This window comes from Aestuariivirga sp., assembly GCF_020252395.1.
GTDB lineage: Bacteria > Pseudomonadota > Alphaproteobacteria > Rhizobiales > Aestuariivirgaceae > Aestuariivirga.
In genome coordinates, this window is the sequence record NZ_JADCDB010000009.1 from 1 (window position 1) to 16,539 (window position 16,539).

General features: G+C 64.0%; 17 protein-coding genes and 1 tRNA gene. 10 read left to right on the forward strand and 8 right to left on the reverse strand.

The features are described 5' to 3' along the window. Positions 1-279: 279 nt before the first annotated feature. Together hemB and IOC82_RS06000 are read left to right on the forward strand one after the other, a co-directional pair. Positions 280-1,290, forward strand: a complete 1,011-nt coding sequence (gene hemB, locus IOC82_RS05995; protein WP_290545275.1) for a porphobilinogen synthase — start codon at positions 280-282, stop codon at positions 1,288-1,290. A gap of 239 nt (positions 1,291-1,529) precedes the next feature. Then, positions 1,530-1,853, forward strand: a complete 324-nt coding sequence (locus IOC82_RS06000; protein WP_290545276.1) for a hypothetical protein — start codon at positions 1,530-1,532, stop codon at positions 1,851-1,853. A gap of 24 nt (positions 1,854-1,877) precedes the next feature. Here the strand turns inward: IOC82_RS06000 and IOC82_RS06005 are convergent, their stop codons facing one another. Together IOC82_RS06005 and IOC82_RS06010 are read right to left on the reverse strand one after the other, a co-directional pair. Continuing rightward, positions 1,878-2,819 carry a helix-turn-helix transcriptional regulator gene (locus tag IOC82_RS06005; protein WP_290545277.1) on the reverse strand — a complete coding sequence of 314 codons (942 nt, stop codon included), beginning with the start codon at positions 2,817-2,819 and terminating at the stop codon, positions 1,878-1,880. 233 nt (positions 2,820-3,052) lie between these two features. Beyond that, on the reverse strand, positions 3,053-3,934 hold the full coding sequence (locus IOC82_RS06010) for an NAD(P)-dependent oxidoreductase (protein ID WP_290545278.1): 882 nt from the start codon (positions 3,932-3,934) through the stop codon (positions 3,053-3,055). A 147-nt stretch (positions 3,935-4,081) separates the two neighbouring features. On the opposite strand from IOC82_RS06010, the gene IOC82_RS06015 reads away from it, so the two are divergent. The 3 genes from IOC82_RS06015 (at position 4,082) to IOC82_RS06025 (ending at position 6,777) form a co-directional block, all read left to right on the forward strand. Next, entirely contained in the window at positions 4,082-4,825 is a 744-nt protein-coding gene (locus IOC82_RS06015; RefSeq protein ID WP_290545279.1) for an arginyltransferase, read from the forward strand. A 77-nt stretch (positions 4,826-4,902) separates the two neighbouring features. Next, entirely contained in the window at positions 4,903-5,832 is a 930-nt protein-coding gene (locus IOC82_RS06020) for a DMT family transporter (protein ID WP_290545280.1), read from the forward strand. A gap of 174 nt (positions 5,833-6,006) precedes the next feature. Further along, a complete protein-coding gene (locus tag IOC82_RS06025) occupies positions 6,007-6,777 on the forward strand; it encodes a hypothetical protein (protein WP_290545281.1) in 771 nt (256 codons plus the stop codon). Here IOC82_RS06025 and IOC82_RS06030 read toward each other — a convergent pair. Then, positions 6,740-7,504 (reverse strand): hypothetical protein, encoded by a 765-nt coding sequence (locus tag IOC82_RS06030; RefSeq protein WP_290545282.1) that lies wholly within the window; start codon positions 7,502-7,504, stop codon positions 6,740-6,742. The two genes, IOC82_RS06025 and IOC82_RS06030, sit on opposite strands and share 38 nt — an antisense overlap. Before the next feature lie 457 nt (positions 7,505-7,961). Between IOC82_RS06030 and IOC82_RS06035 the strand changes: the two genes are divergently transcribed. Further along, positions 7,962-8,612, forward strand: coding sequence for a hypothetical protein (locus tag IOC82_RS06035; protein WP_290545283.1), 651 nt, complete (start codon positions 7,962-7,964; stop codon positions 8,610-8,612). 53 nt (positions 8,613-8,665) lie between these two features. Here the strand turns inward: IOC82_RS06035 and IOC82_RS06040 are convergent. Further along, a tRNA-Leu gene (locus tag IOC82_RS06040) sits at positions 8,666-8,750 on the reverse strand. Positions 8,751-8,941: 191 nt separating this feature from the next. Here IOC82_RS06040 and IOC82_RS06045 point away from each other — a divergent pair. Continuing rightward, positions 8,942-9,586 carry a transglutaminase-like cysteine peptidase gene (locus tag IOC82_RS06045; protein WP_290545284.1) on the forward strand — a complete coding sequence of 215 codons (645 nt, stop codon included), beginning with the start codon at positions 8,942-8,944 and terminating at the stop codon, positions 9,584-9,586. Positions 9,587-9,822: 236 nt separating this feature from the next. Continuing rightward, the gene (locus IOC82_RS06050) at positions 9,823-10,575 is read left to right on the forward strand and encodes a FadR/GntR family transcriptional regulator (RefSeq protein ID WP_290545285.1); all 753 of its coding nucleotides are present in this window, start codon (positions 9,823-9,825) and stop codon (positions 10,573-10,575) included. On the opposite strand, the gene IOC82_RS06055 is transcribed toward IOC82_RS06050, so the two are convergent. The 3 genes from IOC82_RS06055 to cysE are packed head-to-tail and all read right to left on the reverse strand — an operon-like array spanning position 10,572 to position 12,181. Continuing rightward, entirely contained in the window at positions 10,572-11,099 is a 528-nt protein-coding gene (locus IOC82_RS06055; RefSeq protein WP_290545286.1) for a gamma carbonic anhydrase family protein, read from the reverse strand. The genes IOC82_RS06050 and IOC82_RS06055 overlap by 4 nt on opposite strands. Before the next feature lie 2 nt (positions 11,100-11,101). Then, positions 11,102-11,314 (reverse strand): DUF3126 family protein, encoded by a 213-nt coding sequence (locus IOC82_RS06060; RefSeq protein WP_290545287.1) that lies wholly within the window; start codon positions 11,312-11,314, stop codon positions 11,102-11,104. Between the two features lie 39 nt (positions 11,315-11,353). After that, positions 11,354-12,181: a serine O-acetyltransferase gene (cysE, locus tag IOC82_RS06065; RefSeq protein WP_290545288.1), complete on the reverse strand. Its 828-nt coding sequence runs from the start codon at positions 12,179-12,181 to the stop codon at positions 11,354-11,356. A 103-nt stretch (positions 12,182-12,284) separates the two neighbouring features. On the opposite strand from cysE, the gene IOC82_RS06070 reads away from it, so the two are divergent. Both IOC82_RS06070 and mgtA read left to right on the forward strand, forming a co-directional pair. Then, complete coding sequence (locus tag IOC82_RS06070; protein ID WP_290545289.1) at positions 12,285-13,082, forward strand: enoyl-CoA hydratase; 798 nt, start codon at positions 12,285-12,287, stop codon at positions 13,080-13,082. 108 nt (positions 13,083-13,190) lie between these two features. Continuing rightward, positions 13,191-15,758 (forward strand): magnesium-translocating P-type ATPase, encoded by a 2,568-nt coding sequence (gene mgtA / locus IOC82_RS06075; protein ID WP_290545290.1) that lies wholly within the window; start codon positions 13,191-13,193, stop codon positions 15,756-15,758. Here mgtA and IOC82_RS06080 read toward each other — a convergent pair. Further along, positions 15,755-16,498 (reverse strand): alpha/beta hydrolase, encoded by a 744-nt coding sequence (locus IOC82_RS06080; protein ID WP_290545291.1) that lies wholly within the window; start codon positions 16,496-16,498, stop codon positions 15,755-15,757. The genes mgtA and IOC82_RS06080 overlap by 4 nt on opposite strands. Between the last annotated feature and the right edge of the window lie 41 nt (positions 16,499-16,539).

The window sequence follows — 16,539 nt, forward strand, 5'->3', positions numbered from 1 at the left end:
GGCCAAAAACGCTCATGAACTTCATCATTCGCACAACCCTTCGGGCTTCCGTCCGGCTCATGCTGACCCCCAAAAAAGGGCCAGCCTACCGGACAGATCGTGTGCTACTTAAACCGGTCATATCGTGTGCTACCGACACAGACCACACGGCGCCCTTGCGGGCCTAACCCCAAAGCAGTATCCTGAAAAGAACCGCGAATAGAAAACCTCCCCTTCTCATTTCCCGTGATCCCAGACAGCCGGTTGCGCGGGCGCGCGCACTGTTGTTAATGATCGGGGATGACACACCGCCCGCATACCGCCTCGTCCGCTTTTCCTGCCCTCCGCATGCGCCGCAACCGCCGCACCGCCTGGTCGCGGGCACTGGTGCGCGAGAACACGCTCACCGCGCATGACTTGATCTGGCCCGTCTTCGTGATCGAGGGCGAAAACCGCACCGAGGACGTCTCCTCGATGCCGGGGGTTACCCGCTATTCGGTGGATCTGATCGTCGACAAGGTGAAGGAAGCGGCCGGCCTCGGCATCCCGGCCATTGCGTTGTTTCCCAACACTGCGCGCGAGCGCCGCACAGAGGATGCCCGCGAGGCCTTCAACGCGGACAATATTGTCTGCCGCGCCGTGCGGGCGATCCGCAAGGCGGTGCCGGGGATCGGCATCATGTGCGACGTGGCGCTCGACCCCTATACCAGCCACGGCCATGACGGGCTGATGGAGGGCGACCACATCCTCAACGACGCGACCCTTGAGGCGCTGGTGAAGCAGGCTGTGGTGCAGGCGGAATCGGGCTGCGACATCATCGCTCCCTCGGACATGATGGACGGCCGCATCGGCCGCATCCGCGCGGCCCTTGAGACACAGGGCCACGAGCATGTGCAGATCATGGCCTACAGCGCCAAATATGCGAGTGGCTTCTATGGCCCGTTCCGCGATGCGGTGGGCTCGTCCGGCACGCTGAAAGGCGACAAGCGCACCTACCAGATGGATCCCGCCAACACCGACGAGGCGATCCGCGAGGTGGCCCTCGACATCGCCGAGGGCGCGGACATGGTGATGGTGAAGCCCGGCATGCCCTATCTCGACATCGTGCGGCGCGTGAAGGAGCACTTCATGATGCCAACCTTCGCCTATCAGGTGTCGGGCGAATACGCGATGATCATGGCCGCCTGCAACAATGGCTGGCTCGACCCGGGGAAGGTGATCCCCGAAGCGCTGATGAGTTTCAAGCGCGCCGGCGCCGACGGCATTCTCACCTATTTTGCCCTCGAGGTGGCGAAGGGTCTGAAGGGCTGAGGACGGCCTCACCGCCAGTCACGCCAACAGGCGGCTCGAGCGGGGCGTCAGTATTCGCAGTTGCGCACAAGATTGCGCATATCTGCGCAATACATAGATGCGCTACTTAGCGAAATGCGCTCATTAGAGAATTTACAACAAGCTGATATTGAAGGACTTTCTGCGTAATCTCGTGAGCGTTTCCCTAACGGAACGTGTACGCGTGACAGAGACGTCTACAATGAATGGGAGAACGACCTATGGTTGCATTTGATAGTGAAACGACAAGGAACGGCGATCACCGAATCCTCGACGCTGAGGCAACGCGCGAAGAGTTGGATCATCTTCTGGAGCGGGGCTTCAATCCGGAGGCTTTGAGGCGGGAACCGCTGCATCCCATCGAGACTGCGAGGTTCATTGCCGAACAAGCCAGAAAGCTTCGCCTTGCCGCTCTCAGGTCAGGAAGCCACCGGCTCATCTGGATGATCGAGAACCTCTACTACGAGGCCTACAGCGTCGGTTGCGCCTCGGAACATTCGGCTTACTCAAAAAAGATGGCGGACAGTCCGCGAGGCCGCAGATAGTTAAGGAGGATCACGCAATCTGGACTAACGAATATCGCGGCCCCAAGTTTTCGATGCAGGCCTCGAGTCTGCCAACAGGTCGTCCACCGACCATGAATGGATGTGGCCCATCCCGCCGTTGCGGGACGGATCCATAATCAGGGCCACGAGGGAATCGAGCGTTGGGTCAGAGAGGCTGATGGAACCAATCGCCCTCAGATGTTCACGCCAACGCTTGCTCTTTCCCAAGAACTGCAGCGCGCACGTCGTGGCGATGTGCTTTTGACCGTTTCTGGTCAGCGAAAGTCCGGCAAAATACTTGCCGTCCAGTATCGACATTGTCTGCAGGGTAAGAAAGCTCAGTTGCCTCGGCGGAAGCCGGTTGACGCCGACGAAATAGACCTCGGGACCGTTGGTCAAGACGATTCCGGTGTGCTTACCGCGGAAGTTCAGATGTCTTCCGCCATCATTCATGGTGAAATACGTGCGCCTGCTGAAATACATCGTGCCGGCCCTCTCCTGTATGGAGACAAGAGATCGCTGGAGCGCCGTCGACGACTGGTGCAGCGGAAAGTAGCAGTAGTATAATCCGGTCGGAAGGACACCGACAGCTGTGCCTACGCTTCCGCCGCTGATGGCCTTCAGCCTTTCGCTCGCGAAGGCAGACAGCATATCTGTGCTGCCGATATACTCAGTATCCGAAAAGCGGGGAAGCGACTGCCGGGGCGAACCTCCCGCCGAAGCGGAACTCGACATCAGCTCCTCTTCGCTGACCCCGAGAACCTCACAAATCTTGCGAAGCGAGCGGGCGCTCGGGAGCATTTTGCCGGACAGGTATTTCCCGAATTGCTGACGGTTGATCCCCGTGTCTCTGCAAACCGACGATATGGAGGGAAAGCGGTTGCAGTGCTTCCTCAATTCCTTGGCAAACAACTCAGAACCCATGACATACTCACCACAACGAGTTGCATTTTTCATATATTTCATGTGTTAACACTTCTTCGCAATGCAACGTTTGATCCTTAATGGATGGCGAGATCGTTAATAATTTCCCATTGTCCAGGGGTGTCCTTAATTGATTATTTGCCAATGCAATGCTTTGCAGCCGGCTCTGACGTCAAAGTTTGGTTAATCGGGGGTAACCGTCGCGTGGTTTGAGACAGACCGGTTCGTTGACCATGGAGACCCTGGCCGTTACGCGCGCCAGACGGTCCGCCGGCTCAGCGGGTGCGATCCAGGTTCTGGAACCGTGCAATCAGGCTCGAGGTGTCCCATCTGCCGCCGCCCAGCCTCTGTACTTCGGCGTAGAACTGGTCGACGAGGGCGGTGACGGGAAGCGGCGCACCGTTGCGGCGGGACTCGGCAAGGCAGATGCCAAGGTCCTTGCGCATCCAGTCGGCGGCGAAGCCGAAGTCGAACTTGCCGGCGATCATGGTCTTGTGACGGTTTTCCATCTGCCAGGAGCCTGCCGCACCCTTGGAGACCACCTCGATCACCTCCTCCATCGGCAGGCCTGCCTTCATGCCGAAGTTGATCGCCTCTGCAAGGCCCTGGACGAGACCTGCGATGGCGATCTGGTTCACCATCTTGGCGAGTTGGCCCGAGCCCGGGGGGCCCAGCAGCTTGCACATACGCGAGAAATGCCCGATCAGCGGCTTTGCCCTTGCATAATCTTCCGGGTCGCCGCCGCACATCACGGTGAGCACGCCATTCTCCGCGCCGGCCTGGCCTCCCGAGACGGGCGCATCTACGAAGCCCAAACCCCGGGCCTTGGCGGCGCCATGAAGCTCGCGCGCAACCAGGGCGGAGGCAGTCGTGTGATCGACGAAAACCGCGCCTCTCTTCATCGTGAGGAAGGCGCCCTCGGGGCCGGCCGTCACCTGGCGAAGGTCGTCGTCGTTGCCGACGCAGGCGAAGACCACGTCGGCGTCCTGTGCCGCCGCCGCGGGCGTGGCTGCGGCGGGACCCCTGAAGGCGTCCGACCATCTTCCGGCTTTGGACGCGGTCCGGTTATAGACGGTGACCTCCAGCCCGCCGCGTGTGACGAGATGCCCCGCCATCGGATAGCCCATCACGCCAAGACCGATCCACGCCACGCGCATTTCGCACCTCTCCCTCGCTGTTGCCAGCTTCGTAGGCCATCGCCCGATGGGAATCAACGCACGAGCCCCGCGTGAGTCTTGCATGGCAGGCTGCGCGTGGCATTATACGGCAATAGTCGGTTGACGCATGCACCGGAGCAGGCTGACGTGAGCATCGAGCGGCGGAATTTCCCGCAGTTCTTCATTACCGCACCCTCGCCCTGCCCCTACCTCACGGGACGGGTGGAGCGGAAGGTTTTCACCCATCTTGTGGGCCATGACGCGCGCAGCCTCAACACGCAACTGAGCCAGGGTGGCTTCCGCCGCAGCCAGAACATCGCCTACCGCCCGGCCTGCGACGGTTGCGCGGCCTGCGTTTCGGTGCGCGTGCCGGTCAACACCTTCGAACTGACACGCGGTTTCCGCCGGGCGCTGAAAAGCAACGCGGACGTCACCGCGGCGGTCGTGAAAAGCCACGCGACATCCGAGCATTTCGCCCTGTTTCGCGGCTATATCGACAGCCGCCACAGCGATGGCGGCATGGCAGACATGACGGTGCTCGATTTTTCGGCCATGGTGGATGACAATTTCGTCGACAGCCGCCTTGTGGAATACCGCGTGCGCGATGCGCTCGATCCCGCAGGCCGTCTGGTGGGAGCGGTGCTCATCGACATTCTCGGCGACGGCATATCGATGATCTATAGCTTCTACGATCCAGGAGAGGCGGCCCGCAGCCTCGGCACATTCATGATCCTCGACAACATCGCCCGGGTGCGCCGCTTGGGGCTGCCCTATCTCTATCTCGGCTACTGGGTGCGCGGTTCGCGCAAGATGGATTACAAGGCGCGATTCCTGCCGCAGGAAAGGCTCACAGCGGAAGGCTGGACGCTGCACCGCAGCGAAAACGTCTAGCCATTTGGATGTTATTGACCTTACGTTAGAATTAAGTTTGAGTGGCGAGGTTCTTAGCGTCTAGCCTGAGAGCCTGTATGTCTATTGATTCGCTGTCATCTGGCCGCCAGACCGGCGCCGCGTTCGTCCTCACCGCTCTGGGCGGCCTGCTGTTCACTTTCGACCTTCCCCTTCTTCGCCTGTCCATGGCGGATCAGTGGACCATGGTGTTTGTGCGCGGGCTGCTGTTGTTCGCCACCCTGTCTCTCGGCTGGGCCGTGGCGCGGTGGATGGGAGACCGTACGCCATATCTTGCCGGCGCCGCGGGCATTGCGGTGGCCTGCGCCAGTACGCTCGGCAACATCTCTTACATTGGCGCCGTGGTGCATGCACCTGCCGCAAATGTCGTGTTCCTCATCGCGCTTACGCCCGTCATTGCAGCGTCGCTGTCGCATGTGGTGCTCGGCGAAAAGGTGCATGCCTACACCTGGGCGGCCACCCTGCTGGCGCTTTGCGGCGCGGCGCTGATCGCCTCGCAAGGCATAGAAAGCGGCCACTGGGTTGGCGATGGACTGGCCATGATATCGGCCTTCTGCTCGGCGGCGATTCTCACCATCATCCGCGCCACCGGAGGCAGGGTGGCCACCAGCCTGGCGCTCGGCAGCCTGGCCTCCTCAATGATTGCCCTCGCCTGTTTTGACATCGCCCCATCCACCCTGTTGGGGGCCGGCGCCTTCGGCGTGCCCACGCTCGTCTGGCTGGGTCTCAACGGCCTCGTCGTAATGCCGCTGGCGACCGTCCTGCTGGCGCGCGGGCCGAGGATGTTGCCTTCGGCCGATGTCAGCATGTTCTTCATGCTGGAAACAATTCTCACCCCCATCTGGACCTGGCTGCTGTTCGCCGAAATCCCCTCTCCGCGCGTCATGCTCGGGGGTCTGCTGCTCGTCGCGACGCTTATGGTCCACAGCTGGTGGCGCTTCGCCGTTTCGATGCGGCAGACAGTGCGCCCGCCGGCGGATGGTCAATGAATGTGCCGCTCTTCCTGCAAACGTTTAGAATTGAGATACGATATGCACCATATAATTGAGTTGACGCTGCGTATGGTTTGGTTGATCATTCTTGAAGTCTGACCTGCAAAGCTGTCCCAGGCAGCCAATCCCAGTCCACCGGGCCGTTCGTTTTGACATGTCGAGGTAACTTGTATGTATGCGTTGAATGTGGGCCTTCAGGGCGTTCAGCCCCTCGGCGCTGAAACCGGACTGGCAGATCCGCTGCGCACCGTGACGGCGATTTACACTCTGCTTGAGGCCGGGGCGGAACAGGGCCTCAGCTTCCACATCTCCTCCGACTTTGCCGCTCTGGCGCGCGAGCGCCGCCGCCTGCGCAATTCCGAAATCTCGCCGCTGTTCGACCCGTCCGCCTGCCGCAGCCTCTCCGAGCGTGGCTTCTGGATGTCGCTGGCCGACCGGGACGGGAATACGGTGGGCCTGCAGGCCTTCCGCCTCGACGACGCCGACCCGAACCTCGCCGAATGGGTTCTGGGCTGGATGATGGGACTTTATGCCCGCCGCCGGGAAATGATTGTGCCGCGCGCCGTCATGCCGCCGGAACATTCGCTGACGCACCTGATCCGCGGGCGCATCGCATATCACGGCGAATTGTGGATCGACAAGCACTGCAAGGCGGGCTTTCCAGTTTTCCCGCGCATCGGCATGCTGCTTGCGATGGTGAAGTGGCAGCCGGAAGCCATCTGGGCGCTCACCGGCCAGTCCATGGCGACCCGCGGCCACATGGTGCGCATGGGTTATGGCCACCTCGAACAGAGCTTCTTGACCTGGGAATGGGAACCCGATGGCGCCGAGCAGGCCGAGTGGATCGGCATGGCGCTGCGCCGCCACCTCGAGTTCTCGATCGCCGAACTTTCCTCCGGCGCTTCTACAGAGGCGAAATATCAACCTCTGCAAGCTCCGTAACGACGCGCACTCCCTTTTTGTTGCGTCCCTGGACGAGCGGCAGCACCACGCGCTGGTAGGGAACCCAGACGACATCTCCCCTGGCTGAGGCCATGGCCGCATAGATGTGGTCGTAATGCGGTTCGCCCGTGCGGGTGACCTTTGGATAGGCTTGGCTCACAGCCTCGTCGTAGGAGTGCCCGATCAGGCAGGGGTAGGACACTGGGTTCAGACCCCAAAGCTTGGCAATGGTCGACTGCGGCCCGACGCGCGCCACGCGGTAACGCTGCGACGAAGGATCATAGGCGCAGTCGATCGACACATCCTCGCTCGCGGCATTGTCGCGGATCGCCTTCTGCAGCAGCGGCGGCGTCCGGCATCCGCAGCCCGCCGCCTTGTGAATATAAACCGTTTTCGAGAGATGAACGTCGCTCTTGTGGATCAGGTGGTGGATGCGGCCGGCGGCTGACCACGGCTGCTCGTGACGTTCGTTGAACCAGCCGGCGGAATAGTATTGCAACTGGTAGGGCCCGAAAGCGCCCTGCAGCCATTCGGCCGCAAAATAGAGCGAGGCCCAGTTGCGCGAAAACATGCTCCAGCGGATCGACGTGCCCTGCTCGCTCCCGGTCATTTTCACGAATCCGGTACGCTGCAGAAGGTCGCGTTCGTCGATAACCGGGTCACCTTCCGCCTGCGGCGGCGGGGGCACGATGCGCCCATCCAGCACCCAATGAACGCACGTCGCCATGGCCTCGCCCCGCAGTCCTCACCTAATTTGACGTGTGGACAATACAACATAAGAGCTTAACTCAACCTTAGCGCGCGCAAGCGCTTGCAACCCCAGCCGAGGGTGATCCAAGGTTTGGGAGCGGTGCAAGAGGCCGAAAACTCCAGCCTCAGGCGATCCAGGGAATGGGGGCAGAGCAGCCGAAAACCGCAGCGGCGGCCCGCCATGGCGCCGCCATGGCCTCCGGCACACGCGGTTCCAACCCGTTCTTTCCGTCCATGCTACACTTCCATTTATGCGACCGGTAGCGCAGCAGACTGTCCTAGGAAACCGTGCCCCGGCCCAGACGCTGCACCCGTCATCTTCTTTGCTTTGCCAAGATGTGGCGGCGGCCGACAGATTTTCTCCTTATCGGGACCATGCTGGAGCCGCTTTTCTGCTGTTCCCTTCTCTGCAATCGAGCAAGGAGCTGGAGCCGATGAAACTGGTGGAGATTGTGATGCTCATGGGGGCTCATTGCGTGAGCCCGGTCGAGCACGGCGCAATGATGACGGAAGCCGCCAAGGTACAGTGCGCCGTGATGATCGAGAAGGACGCCGACCGCGGCACGCTCGTGGTGACGCCGCCGGATGCGGCGAGCGTGCCGCAGGTGGCGGCCGCCATGGCGCGCATCGGCGCGGCCACCGCCGGTCCGCAGAGCAGCGGCAGCACCAAGATCGTTCCGGCCTCGGCGCCAGCTGGCGCGCCGGCAAGCGAAATCAAGCTGCCGCCACCGAAAGCGCCGCCTGCCGAAGCACCCCCGGCGGCGATCACGGCGCCAGCCGCAGGGACCGGCGCAGCAGCGGAGCTTCCGGCCCCAGTGCCGAACGGAGCAACATCGCCGCCCTCTGCCACGAAGGCCGCGCCGATGCTGGACTCCAAGGTGGCCACACTTGTACCGCCGCCGCCGAAGCGCCCGGCCGTGACGGCGGCAGGCACGCCGAAGCGGAAAGTGCAGCCCGCCGCTGCCCAGCAGCCGGTTCAGTGCAAGAGCGGCACCCTTCTCAGATGGACCCGAACGGCTGACGGAAAGAGACTATACCGCTGCGTGAAACCCGGCCGCGACAGCGCGCTGAACCAAATCTACTGACCGCCGCAATGTGGGGCGGACAGCCTTCGGCTATCGAGTCTGACGGGGGACGATGGTGCGGCCAAGAGGACTCGAACCTCCACGGTGTTACCCGCTAGCACCTCAAGCTAGTGCGTCTACCAATTCCGCCATGGCCGCACGCCACATCGTCGATGACGCGCTGTCTAACAGCGCAGTCTCCATTAATCAACCCCCTTCGGGACGCCTGCGAACAGCCCGTCGTGGTGAATGTTTTACTACCGCAGCACGCTGCATTTGCCCGCCCGTCTGAACGCGATCTCAAAGGCTTGCCGTCTAGTCTCTGCGGCATGAGCAGAGCGATGGGGAGCATGATGAGGAGGATTACCGGAGCCGCGGCGGCTGTCCTGCTGTTGGCCCTCGCGGCGCCAGCCGGTGCGGCCACCGGCAGCGCCGCAACGCGCGGCGAGAGGGCCCCCGGCGCAACACCGACCTTTGGCCGCACCCTGCCGCCCGTGGGCTTCGTGCGCTTCTGCGGCCGCAGGCCCGAGGCCTGCGCGGCACGCCCGGCGGGTGCCGTGCGCCCCGTGCTCACCGCCCGGCAGTGGGAACTGGTGACCCGGATCAACGATTACGTGAATGCCGACGTCACGCCGGCCAGCGACGAAGATGTCTATGGCGAAGCCGAGCGCTGGGACTATCCCCTCCGGCGCGGAGACTGCGAGGACTATGCCCTATTGAAGCAGCGCTATCTTGAGGCGCTGGGCCTGCCACGCTCGGCCCTGCTGCTGACAGTGGTGCTCGACGACAAGCAGGAGGGTCACGCCGTCCTCACCCTCGCCACCTCCGAAGGCGATTTCATCCTCGATAACCGGCGCGATGGCGTCCGGCGCTGGTCGGACAGCGACTATACCTTCCTGAAGCGCCAGTCGCAGGCCGACCCGCGCGAATGGATGGCGCTGGCGCCAGACCCGCCGATGCGCGGCGGCACGGTGGCGGTGCGCGCCGCCCGCTAGAACATACATCGAATACGCGCCCGGTCGCCGTCCCCACCCATTCCCAGACCGGGACCGCGGGAGCCGGCACAGCCCCACCCTGTGCCGGCTCCACCCATTTCCGGCCTGCCCAGCCAGCGGAGTTGCGCGGCGCGGCGCCCGCATCGCCGGGCCGGCGGCAGGCCCTTCCGCGCCATTGCCAAGCCGCAGCGCCGCCGCTAAATTTGTAGGACAAAAGCCGGAGGGGACGGGTTGCAATGGGTCACACGGGCCAGCGCCGGAGGAAGCCCGCCCGGGGGCCGCAGCGCAAGCCGGGAAGCCGGGTCCACTCCGAACTGGCGGCCGGCATCGGCCGGCGCATCCTCGACGGCACCTATCAGCCGGGGTCGCTGCTGCCGAATGAGGCCGAATGGGGCGAGATCTTCGGCGCTTCGCGCACCGCGGTGCGCGAAGCGATCAAGACGCTCAACGGCAAGGGGCTGCTCGTGTCGCGGCCCAAGATCGGCTCGCGCGTCGAACCGCGCGAGCGCTGGAACCTGCTCGACCGCGACGTGATGGCCTGGCACCGCGCGGCGCTGGACGAGCGCACCTTCCTGCTTTCGCTGCAGGAAATCCGCCGCATTCTCGAACCCGGCGCGGCCGTGCTGGCCGCGCAGCGCCGTTCGCCGCAGCAGCTCGCCGCGCTGGAGAAGGCGCTGGCGGACATGCAGTCCGCCGTAGCCCGCTCCGAAGCCATGGTGGCGGCCGACGTGCGCTTCCACCTCGCCCTCCTCGCCGCCGCCAACAACGAGCTGCTGGCGCCCTTCGGCATCGTCATCGAGCAGGCGCTGGCCAGCATGTTCGCCTATACGACAAGCCATGCAGTGCACCCCGAGCAGATGCTGCCGCTCCACGCGCGGGTGGTGAAGGCCATTGCCGCCCGCGCTCCCGAGGCCGCCCGGAAGGCGATGACGGAGTTGCTCGACGATACGGATGAGACGCTGGGGGCGGCGGCCGGAGCACAGGCCTAAGTGGCCTTGAGCCCCTTCGCGAAACGCTGCCAGTTCTTGACATAAGTCTCCGCTGAGCGCCTGAGCCTGGCGATAGCGTCCTCGTTGAGTTCGCCGGCGATCTTGCCGGGCTGGCCCATCACAAGCGAATTGTCGGGAATCGCCTTGCCCTCGGTGATCAGCGCGTTGGCGCCGATGAGGCAGTTGTTTCCGATCTTCGCGCGGTTGAGGATGACGGCGCCCATGCCGATCAGCGTGTTGTCGCCAATAAGGCAGCCGTGGAGTATGGCCTTGTGGCCGATGGTACAGTTGCGGCCCACGGTGAGCGGCAGGCCCGGGTCGGTGTGCATCACCGCGCCATCCTGCACGTTGGAATTCTCGCCGATGGTAATGAGCTCATTGTCGCCGCGGATCACCGCGCCGAACCACACCGAAGCGAAGCGCCCCAATTTCACTTTGCCAACGACGGCGGCTGACGGCGCGATCCAGCAGGCGCCCTCTTCCGGCAGCTCGGGCAAAACGCCTTCGAGCGCATAGACCGTCACGATCAGTCCTCGAGGTCGAAGTCTAGAATGGCCATGGAGAAGTTGTAGGAGAGCTCGCCATCCTCATCGTCGCGGAAGATGACGCCCACGAACTCCTCGCCGATATAGACTTCCGCCGAGTCGTCCTTCTGCGGGCGCTTCCTGACGCTGATTGCTGGAAGTTCGAACTTGGCGCGCAGGAACTTCGTCAGCTTGGCGATTTCATCGGGTTTCAAGGGCGGCCTCTCAACAAGGGGACTGCCGCCCGATTAGCCCTATTCCGGCTGTGCCGCAACCTGCTCCACATTATGGTCCATGGCGCGGGCGGGCTCGGTGCAACCGGCATAGCCCACCACCTTGGCGGGCACCCCCGCCACCGTGGTATTGGCCGGCACGTCATGCAGCACCACCGAGCAGGCAGCGACGCGCGAGCAATGCCCGATCTCGATATTGCCGAGGATCTTGGCGCCGGCCCCCACAAGGACGCCATGGCGGATCTTGGGGTGGCGGTCGCCCGCCTCCTTGCCGGTGCCGCCCAGCGTGACCCCCTGCATGATCGAGACATTGTCCTCAATGACGCAGGTTTCGCCGATGACGATGTCATGGCCGTGGTCGACCATGATGCCCTTGCCGATGCGCGCGGCCGGGTGGATATCGATGGACGTCAGCACCGACAGGCGGCTCTGCAGGTAATAGGCGAAGTCCTTGCGGCCGAGGTTCCACAGCGCATGCGCCATGCGGTGCGTCTGAATGGCCTGGCAGCCCTTGAAGTAGAGCAGCGGATCGATATAGCGGTGGCAGGCCGGGTCACGGTCGAAAGTGGCGATAATGTCGGCGCGCGCGGCGTGGCCAATTTCCGGCTGGGCGTCGATGGCGTTGCGGAAGGCGTGGACGATGAGGTCCGCGCCGATGTCGGCATTTCCGAGGCGCTGCGCGAGCCGGTGCGCCAGCGCCTCCTCGAAACTGTCATGATTGAGCACGAGCGAGAAGATGAAGCCGCCCAGTGCCGGTTCCTTGCGGGCGATCTCCTCGGCCTCGTCACGGATGCGGCTCCAGACGGGGTCGAGCTTCCCGACGGACTGGGTCTTGGCGGCCTGACGCATCGTTGCAACTCCTCGACTGGGCGGAGACTATACCGCAGCACATGGGATATGGGTATCCCTTCAGCGCATTGTGAAGGTGTCAGCTTGGGCCTAGGCTCAGATTATGACTCCGCTCCCCTCCCCCAGCCCGCTCGTTCAGTCTTTCATTTACGGTTCAACGGGTTGGATCGTGCTCAACCGCGCCGAACGGCGCAATTCCCTCAATGCCGAGATGTGGGCGGCGATCCCGCCATTGATGAAATTGCTTGATGAGCACGCTGATGTGCGGTCGATCGTCATCCGCGGTGCGGGGGCGGAGGCCTTCGCCTCGGGCGCCGATATCTCCGAGTTCGGCGAGGCCCGCAATGATGCCGCGGCGGCGGCCCGCTACGAGCAGCTCAACGGCGAGGCCTTCGCGGCGATCCGCGGCGCGTCGAAGCCGGTGATCGCGCGCATTCAGGGCTACTGCATCGGCGGCGGCCTGGCGATTGCGCTTGCCTGCGACCTGCGCGTGGCTGATGGCTCCGCCGTCTTCGGGCTGCCGCCCGCCCGGCTCGGCCTCGCCTATCCGCTGGATGGGTTGCGCGACCTCGCCGCCGCCATCGGGCCATCGGCCGCCAAGGAGATGATCTACACCGCCCGCCGCCTGACGGCGCAGGACGCGCTGCGCATCGGTCTGATCGGCCGCGTGGCGCAGGACATCGATGCCGAAATCGAGGCTCTGTGCGCCGAAATCGCCGAAGGCGCGCCCCTGACCATCACCCACGCCAAGCGGGCCCTCGACCACGTCACGGGCCGCCCCGGCCACGGGGACGAAGCCGAGATCGCCCGGCTCAGCCAGCGCTGCTTCGACAGCGCGGATTACATCGAGGGCCGGAAGGCCTTTGCCGAAAAACGCAAGCCGAGGTTCCTGGGCGCGTGAGTCGGCAGCCTGCCGGGCCATGCGCCGCGGCAGCATATTCGACATAATGTTGGAAGAAGCTGCCGCTGACCCGGAATTGAAAGGCCAAGCCACCGGCGTGGACTGCAAATGAACGACGGCCCCACCATCATCCAGCAGTCCTCTCTGCCCGCCGCAGCGCTGCTGGAGCAGCTGCGGAGCTCGCCGGAGGGTCTCAGTGCGGCGGAAGCCGCCGGACGGCTCACCAGTTGCGGCCCCAACCGCATTGCCCAGCAAGCGCAATCCGGGGTTCTGCAGGAACTCTATGGGCGGCTGAAGAACCCGCTCAACGGCCTGCTGCTGGTGCTGGCTGGCGTGTCCTGGGCGACTGGCGACCTGCGCGCCGCCATCCTCATATTCGCCATGGTCGTGCTGAGCGTCGGGCTCGCTTTCCTGCAGGAGCACCGGTCCGGCAAGGCAGCGGAAAAGCTGCGCGCCATGGTGCGCACCCGCGCGACGGTGCTGCGCCGTGGCAGCGGCTGGACGGAGGCCGGCATCGAAGACCTCGTTCCGGGCGACATCGTGAAGCTGGCGGCAGGCGACCTGATCCCCGCCGACCTGCGCATCCTCAGCGCCAAAACATTGCATGTGAACCAGTCGGCGCTGACGGGCGAATCCCTGCCCGTCGACAAGTCCGACGCCGTGCCGGACGGCGCCACGCAGGAACCCCTGGCGCTCTCCAACATCTGTTTCATGGGCTCGAGCGTGATCAGCGGGGCTGCCACCGGCGTGGTTCTGCGCACCGGACGGAACACCCTCTTTGGCGGCATTGCCGGCCGGATCGCCGCGAACCCGCCGCAGCAGACAAGCTTCGACCGCGGCATCGCGGGCTTCACCGGCCTGATGATCGCATTCATCGTGGCGATGGCGCCGCTGGTCTTCCTCATCAACGGCCTCACCAAGGGGAATTGGCTGGAGGCCATGCTGTTTGCGCTCGCCGTGGCGGTAGGCCTGACGCCCGAGATGCTGCCCATGATCGTGACCGTGAACCTCGCCAAGGGCGCCCTCGCCATGGCGGGCAAGCGCGCCATCGTGAAGCGGCTCAGCTCAATCCAGAACTTCGGGGCCATGGATGTGCTGTGCACGGACAAGACCGGCACGCTCACCCAGAACAAGGTGATCCTGCAATACCACCTCGACTTCGAGGGCGAGGAAAGCGACCGCGTGCTCGAATACGCCTATCTCAACAGTTACCACCAGTCGGGCCTGCGGAACCTGATGGACGAGGCGATCCTCTCGCATGCGCGCAAGCCCGAGCACGTGGGCCACATCGCGGCCTTCAGCAAGGTTGACGAAATCCCCTTCGACTTCGAGCGGCGGCGCATGTCGGTGGTGCTGCGCACGCCGGAAGGCGGGCTGCTGATGATCACCAAGGGTGCGGTCGAGGAGGTGCTCGCGGCCTGCACCAACTACAGGATCGGCGAGGAGACCGGCACGCTCGACCCGCACCACCTCGAAGATGCCCAGCGCGAGATGGCAAAGCTCAACAGCGAGGGCTTCCGCGTGCTGGCCATCGCCTTCAAGGAGCTTGCGAGCCCGCTGCCCGTCTATGACGAATCGACCGAAACCGGCCTCACGCTGCTGGGCTATGCCGCCTTCCTTGACCCGCCGAAGGACACCGCGCGCGACGCCATCGCGCAGCTCCGGGCCGCGGGCGTCGCCGTCAAGATCCTCACCGGCGACAATGACCTCGTCACCCGTGCGGTGTGCAAGCAGGTGGGGGTCGATGCCGATGACATCCTGCTGGGGCGCGACATTGCGGCGTTGTCTCCGGAAGCGCTCGGCGCGGCGGCGGAGAAATGCGCGGTCTTCGCCAAGCTGGCGCCCGAGCAGAAATCCGCCGTCATTGACGCCCTGCGTGGCCGCGGGCATGTGGTGGGTTTCCTCGGCGACGGCATCAACGACGGCCCGGCGCTGAAGGCGGCGGACGTCGGCATCTCGGTTGACACCGCCGTCGACATCGCGAAGGAGTCGGCCGACATCATCCTTCTGGAAAAAAGTCTCACTGTGCTTTGCGACGGCGCCATCGAGGGCCGCAAGGTGTTCGGCAACATCGTCAAGTACATCAAGATGGGCGCGAGCTCCAATTTCGGCAACATGTTCAGCGTTCTGGGCGCCAGCCTGTTCCTGCCCTTCCTGCCCATGCTGCCGATCCAGGTGCTGACCAACAACCTGCTCTACGACCTTTCGCAGACCGCCATCCCGACTGACAATGTCGATGCCGAATACCTGACGGCGCCGCGGCGCTGGGACCTGAGCAACCTCACGCGATTCGTGCTGACGATCGGACCGATCAGCTCGATCTTCGACTACGTCACCTTTTTCGTGATGCTCCACGTGTTCAACGCCTGGACAGAGCCCGGCCTGTTCCAGGCTGGCTGGTTCGTCGAGTCCATCGTCACCCAGACGCTGATCATCCACATCATCCGCACGGCGCGCATTCCGTTCTTTGAAAGCCGGGCCAGCAACCGGCTGATCCTCGCCACGCTTGCCACCACCTGCATCGGCGCGATCATTCCCTACACGCCGCTCGGCCGCACGCTCGGCTTCCAGCCGCTGCCTGCCCTCTACTGGCCGATCCTGCTGGCCATGGGACTGGGCTACGCGGTGCTGACCCATATCGTGAAGACGTGGTTCATCCGGCGCTATGGCGTCTAGGCGAGGAAGGCCAGAACCGCGTCCTTGTAGCCGCGGTCGCCCACCGCATTCATGTGGTTGCGGTTGGGAAGCACCACGCCCCTCGCACCCGGGATGGCCTTGACGAGCGTCTCGACATCGCCCGCCACATCGTCCTTTTCGCCCGCCACCACCAGCACCGGCACGCGGATTGTTGCAAGCTCCTCCACCGTGATCTTCTCGCGCGAGGAGCGGATGCAGGCGGCGAGGGCCTTGAGATCGCTCTTCGTCTGTTCGGCGAAGATGCGGAAGGCCCTGGCGCCGATGTCGGAAACATCATTGCGCGACGGTGCTTCCAGCGCCTTGGCAATCGCCTCCGCCCCGCCGACGCCGGTGATCATGCGCGACGCCAGCCCGGCGAAGACGGCGCGTCGCACGCGATTGGGGTGCGCGATGGTGAGGAAGGCCGAGACGCGGGCCCCCATCGAATAGCCCATCACGTCGGCCTCAGCGATGCCCAGATGGTCGAGAAGGCGGCGCGCGTCCTCCGCCATCTCTGCGGCGGGATAGCGGGCGCTGTCGTAGAGCTTCTCGCTTGCCCCGTGGCCGCGGTGGTCGAAACTGACGACGCGGCGGCCGGCCTCGGTGAGCGTCCGAACCCAGGAGGTGTCCCACCAGTTGACGCGGGCGTTCGATGCAAAGCCGTGGATCAGCAGGATGGGCGGGCCTTCGCCAGCCTCCTGGTAGGCGATCTCCACGCCGCCCGAATTGAATTTGTGCATGCCCGCGAGAATATGCTACTTGGCCCTCAAGACAAGCATTT

What these genes read in the sequence shown, in the direction of transcription:
- hemB (WP_290545275.1), top strand. Translation starts at nt 280, where the DNA reads ATGACACACCGCCCGCATACCGCCTCGTCCGCTTTTCCTGCCCTCCGC.
- IOC82_RS06000 (WP_290545276.1), top strand. Translation starts at nt 1,530, where the DNA reads ATGGTTGCATTTGATAGTGAAACGACAAGGAACGGCGATCACCGAATC.
- IOC82_RS06005 (WP_290545277.1), bottom strand. Translation starts at nt 2,819, where the DNA reads ATGAAATATATGAAAAATGCAACTCGTTGTGGTGAGTATGTCATGGGT.
- IOC82_RS06010 (WP_290545278.1), bottom strand. Translation starts at nt 3,934, where the DNA reads ATGCGCGTGGCGTGGATCGGTCTTGGCGTGATGGGCTATCCGATGGCG.
- IOC82_RS06020 (WP_290545280.1), top strand. Translation starts at nt 4,903, where the DNA reads ATGTCTATTGATTCGCTGTCATCTGGCCGCCAGACCGGCGCCGCGTTC.
- IOC82_RS06025 (WP_290545281.1), top strand. Translation starts at nt 6,007, where the DNA reads ATGTATGCGTTGAATGTGGGCCTTCAGGGCGTTCAGCCCCTCGGCGCT.
- IOC82_RS06030 (WP_290545282.1), bottom strand. Translation starts at nt 7,504, where the DNA reads ATGGCGACGTGCGTTCATTGGGTGCTGGATGGGCGCATCGTGCCCCCG.
- IOC82_RS06035 (WP_290545283.1), top strand. Translation starts at nt 7,962, where the DNA reads ATGAAACTGGTGGAGATTGTGATGCTCATGGGGGCTCATTGCGTGAGC.
- IOC82_RS06045 (WP_290545284.1), top strand. Translation starts at nt 8,942, where the DNA reads ATGATGAGGAGGATTACCGGAGCCGCGGCGGCTGTCCTGCTGTTGGCC.
- IOC82_RS06050 (WP_290545285.1), top strand. Translation starts at nt 9,823, where the DNA reads ATGGGTCACACGGGCCAGCGCCGGAGGAAGCCCGCCCGGGGGCCGCAG.
- cysE (WP_290545288.1), bottom strand. Translation starts at nt 12,181, where the DNA reads ATGCGTCAGGCCGCCAAGACCCAGTCCGTCGGGAAGCTCGACCCCGTC.
- IOC82_RS06070 (WP_290545289.1), top strand. Translation starts at nt 12,285, where the DNA reads ATGACTCCGCTCCCCTCCCCCAGCCCGCTCGTTCAGTCTTTCATTTAC.
- mgtA (WP_290545290.1), top strand. Translation starts at nt 13,191, where the DNA reads ATGAACGACGGCCCCACCATCATCCAGCAGTCCTCTCTGCCCGCCGCA.
- IOC82_RS06080 (WP_290545291.1), bottom strand. Translation starts at nt 16,498, where the DNA reads ATGCACAAATTCAATTCGGGCGGCGTGGAGATCGCCTACCAGGAGGCT.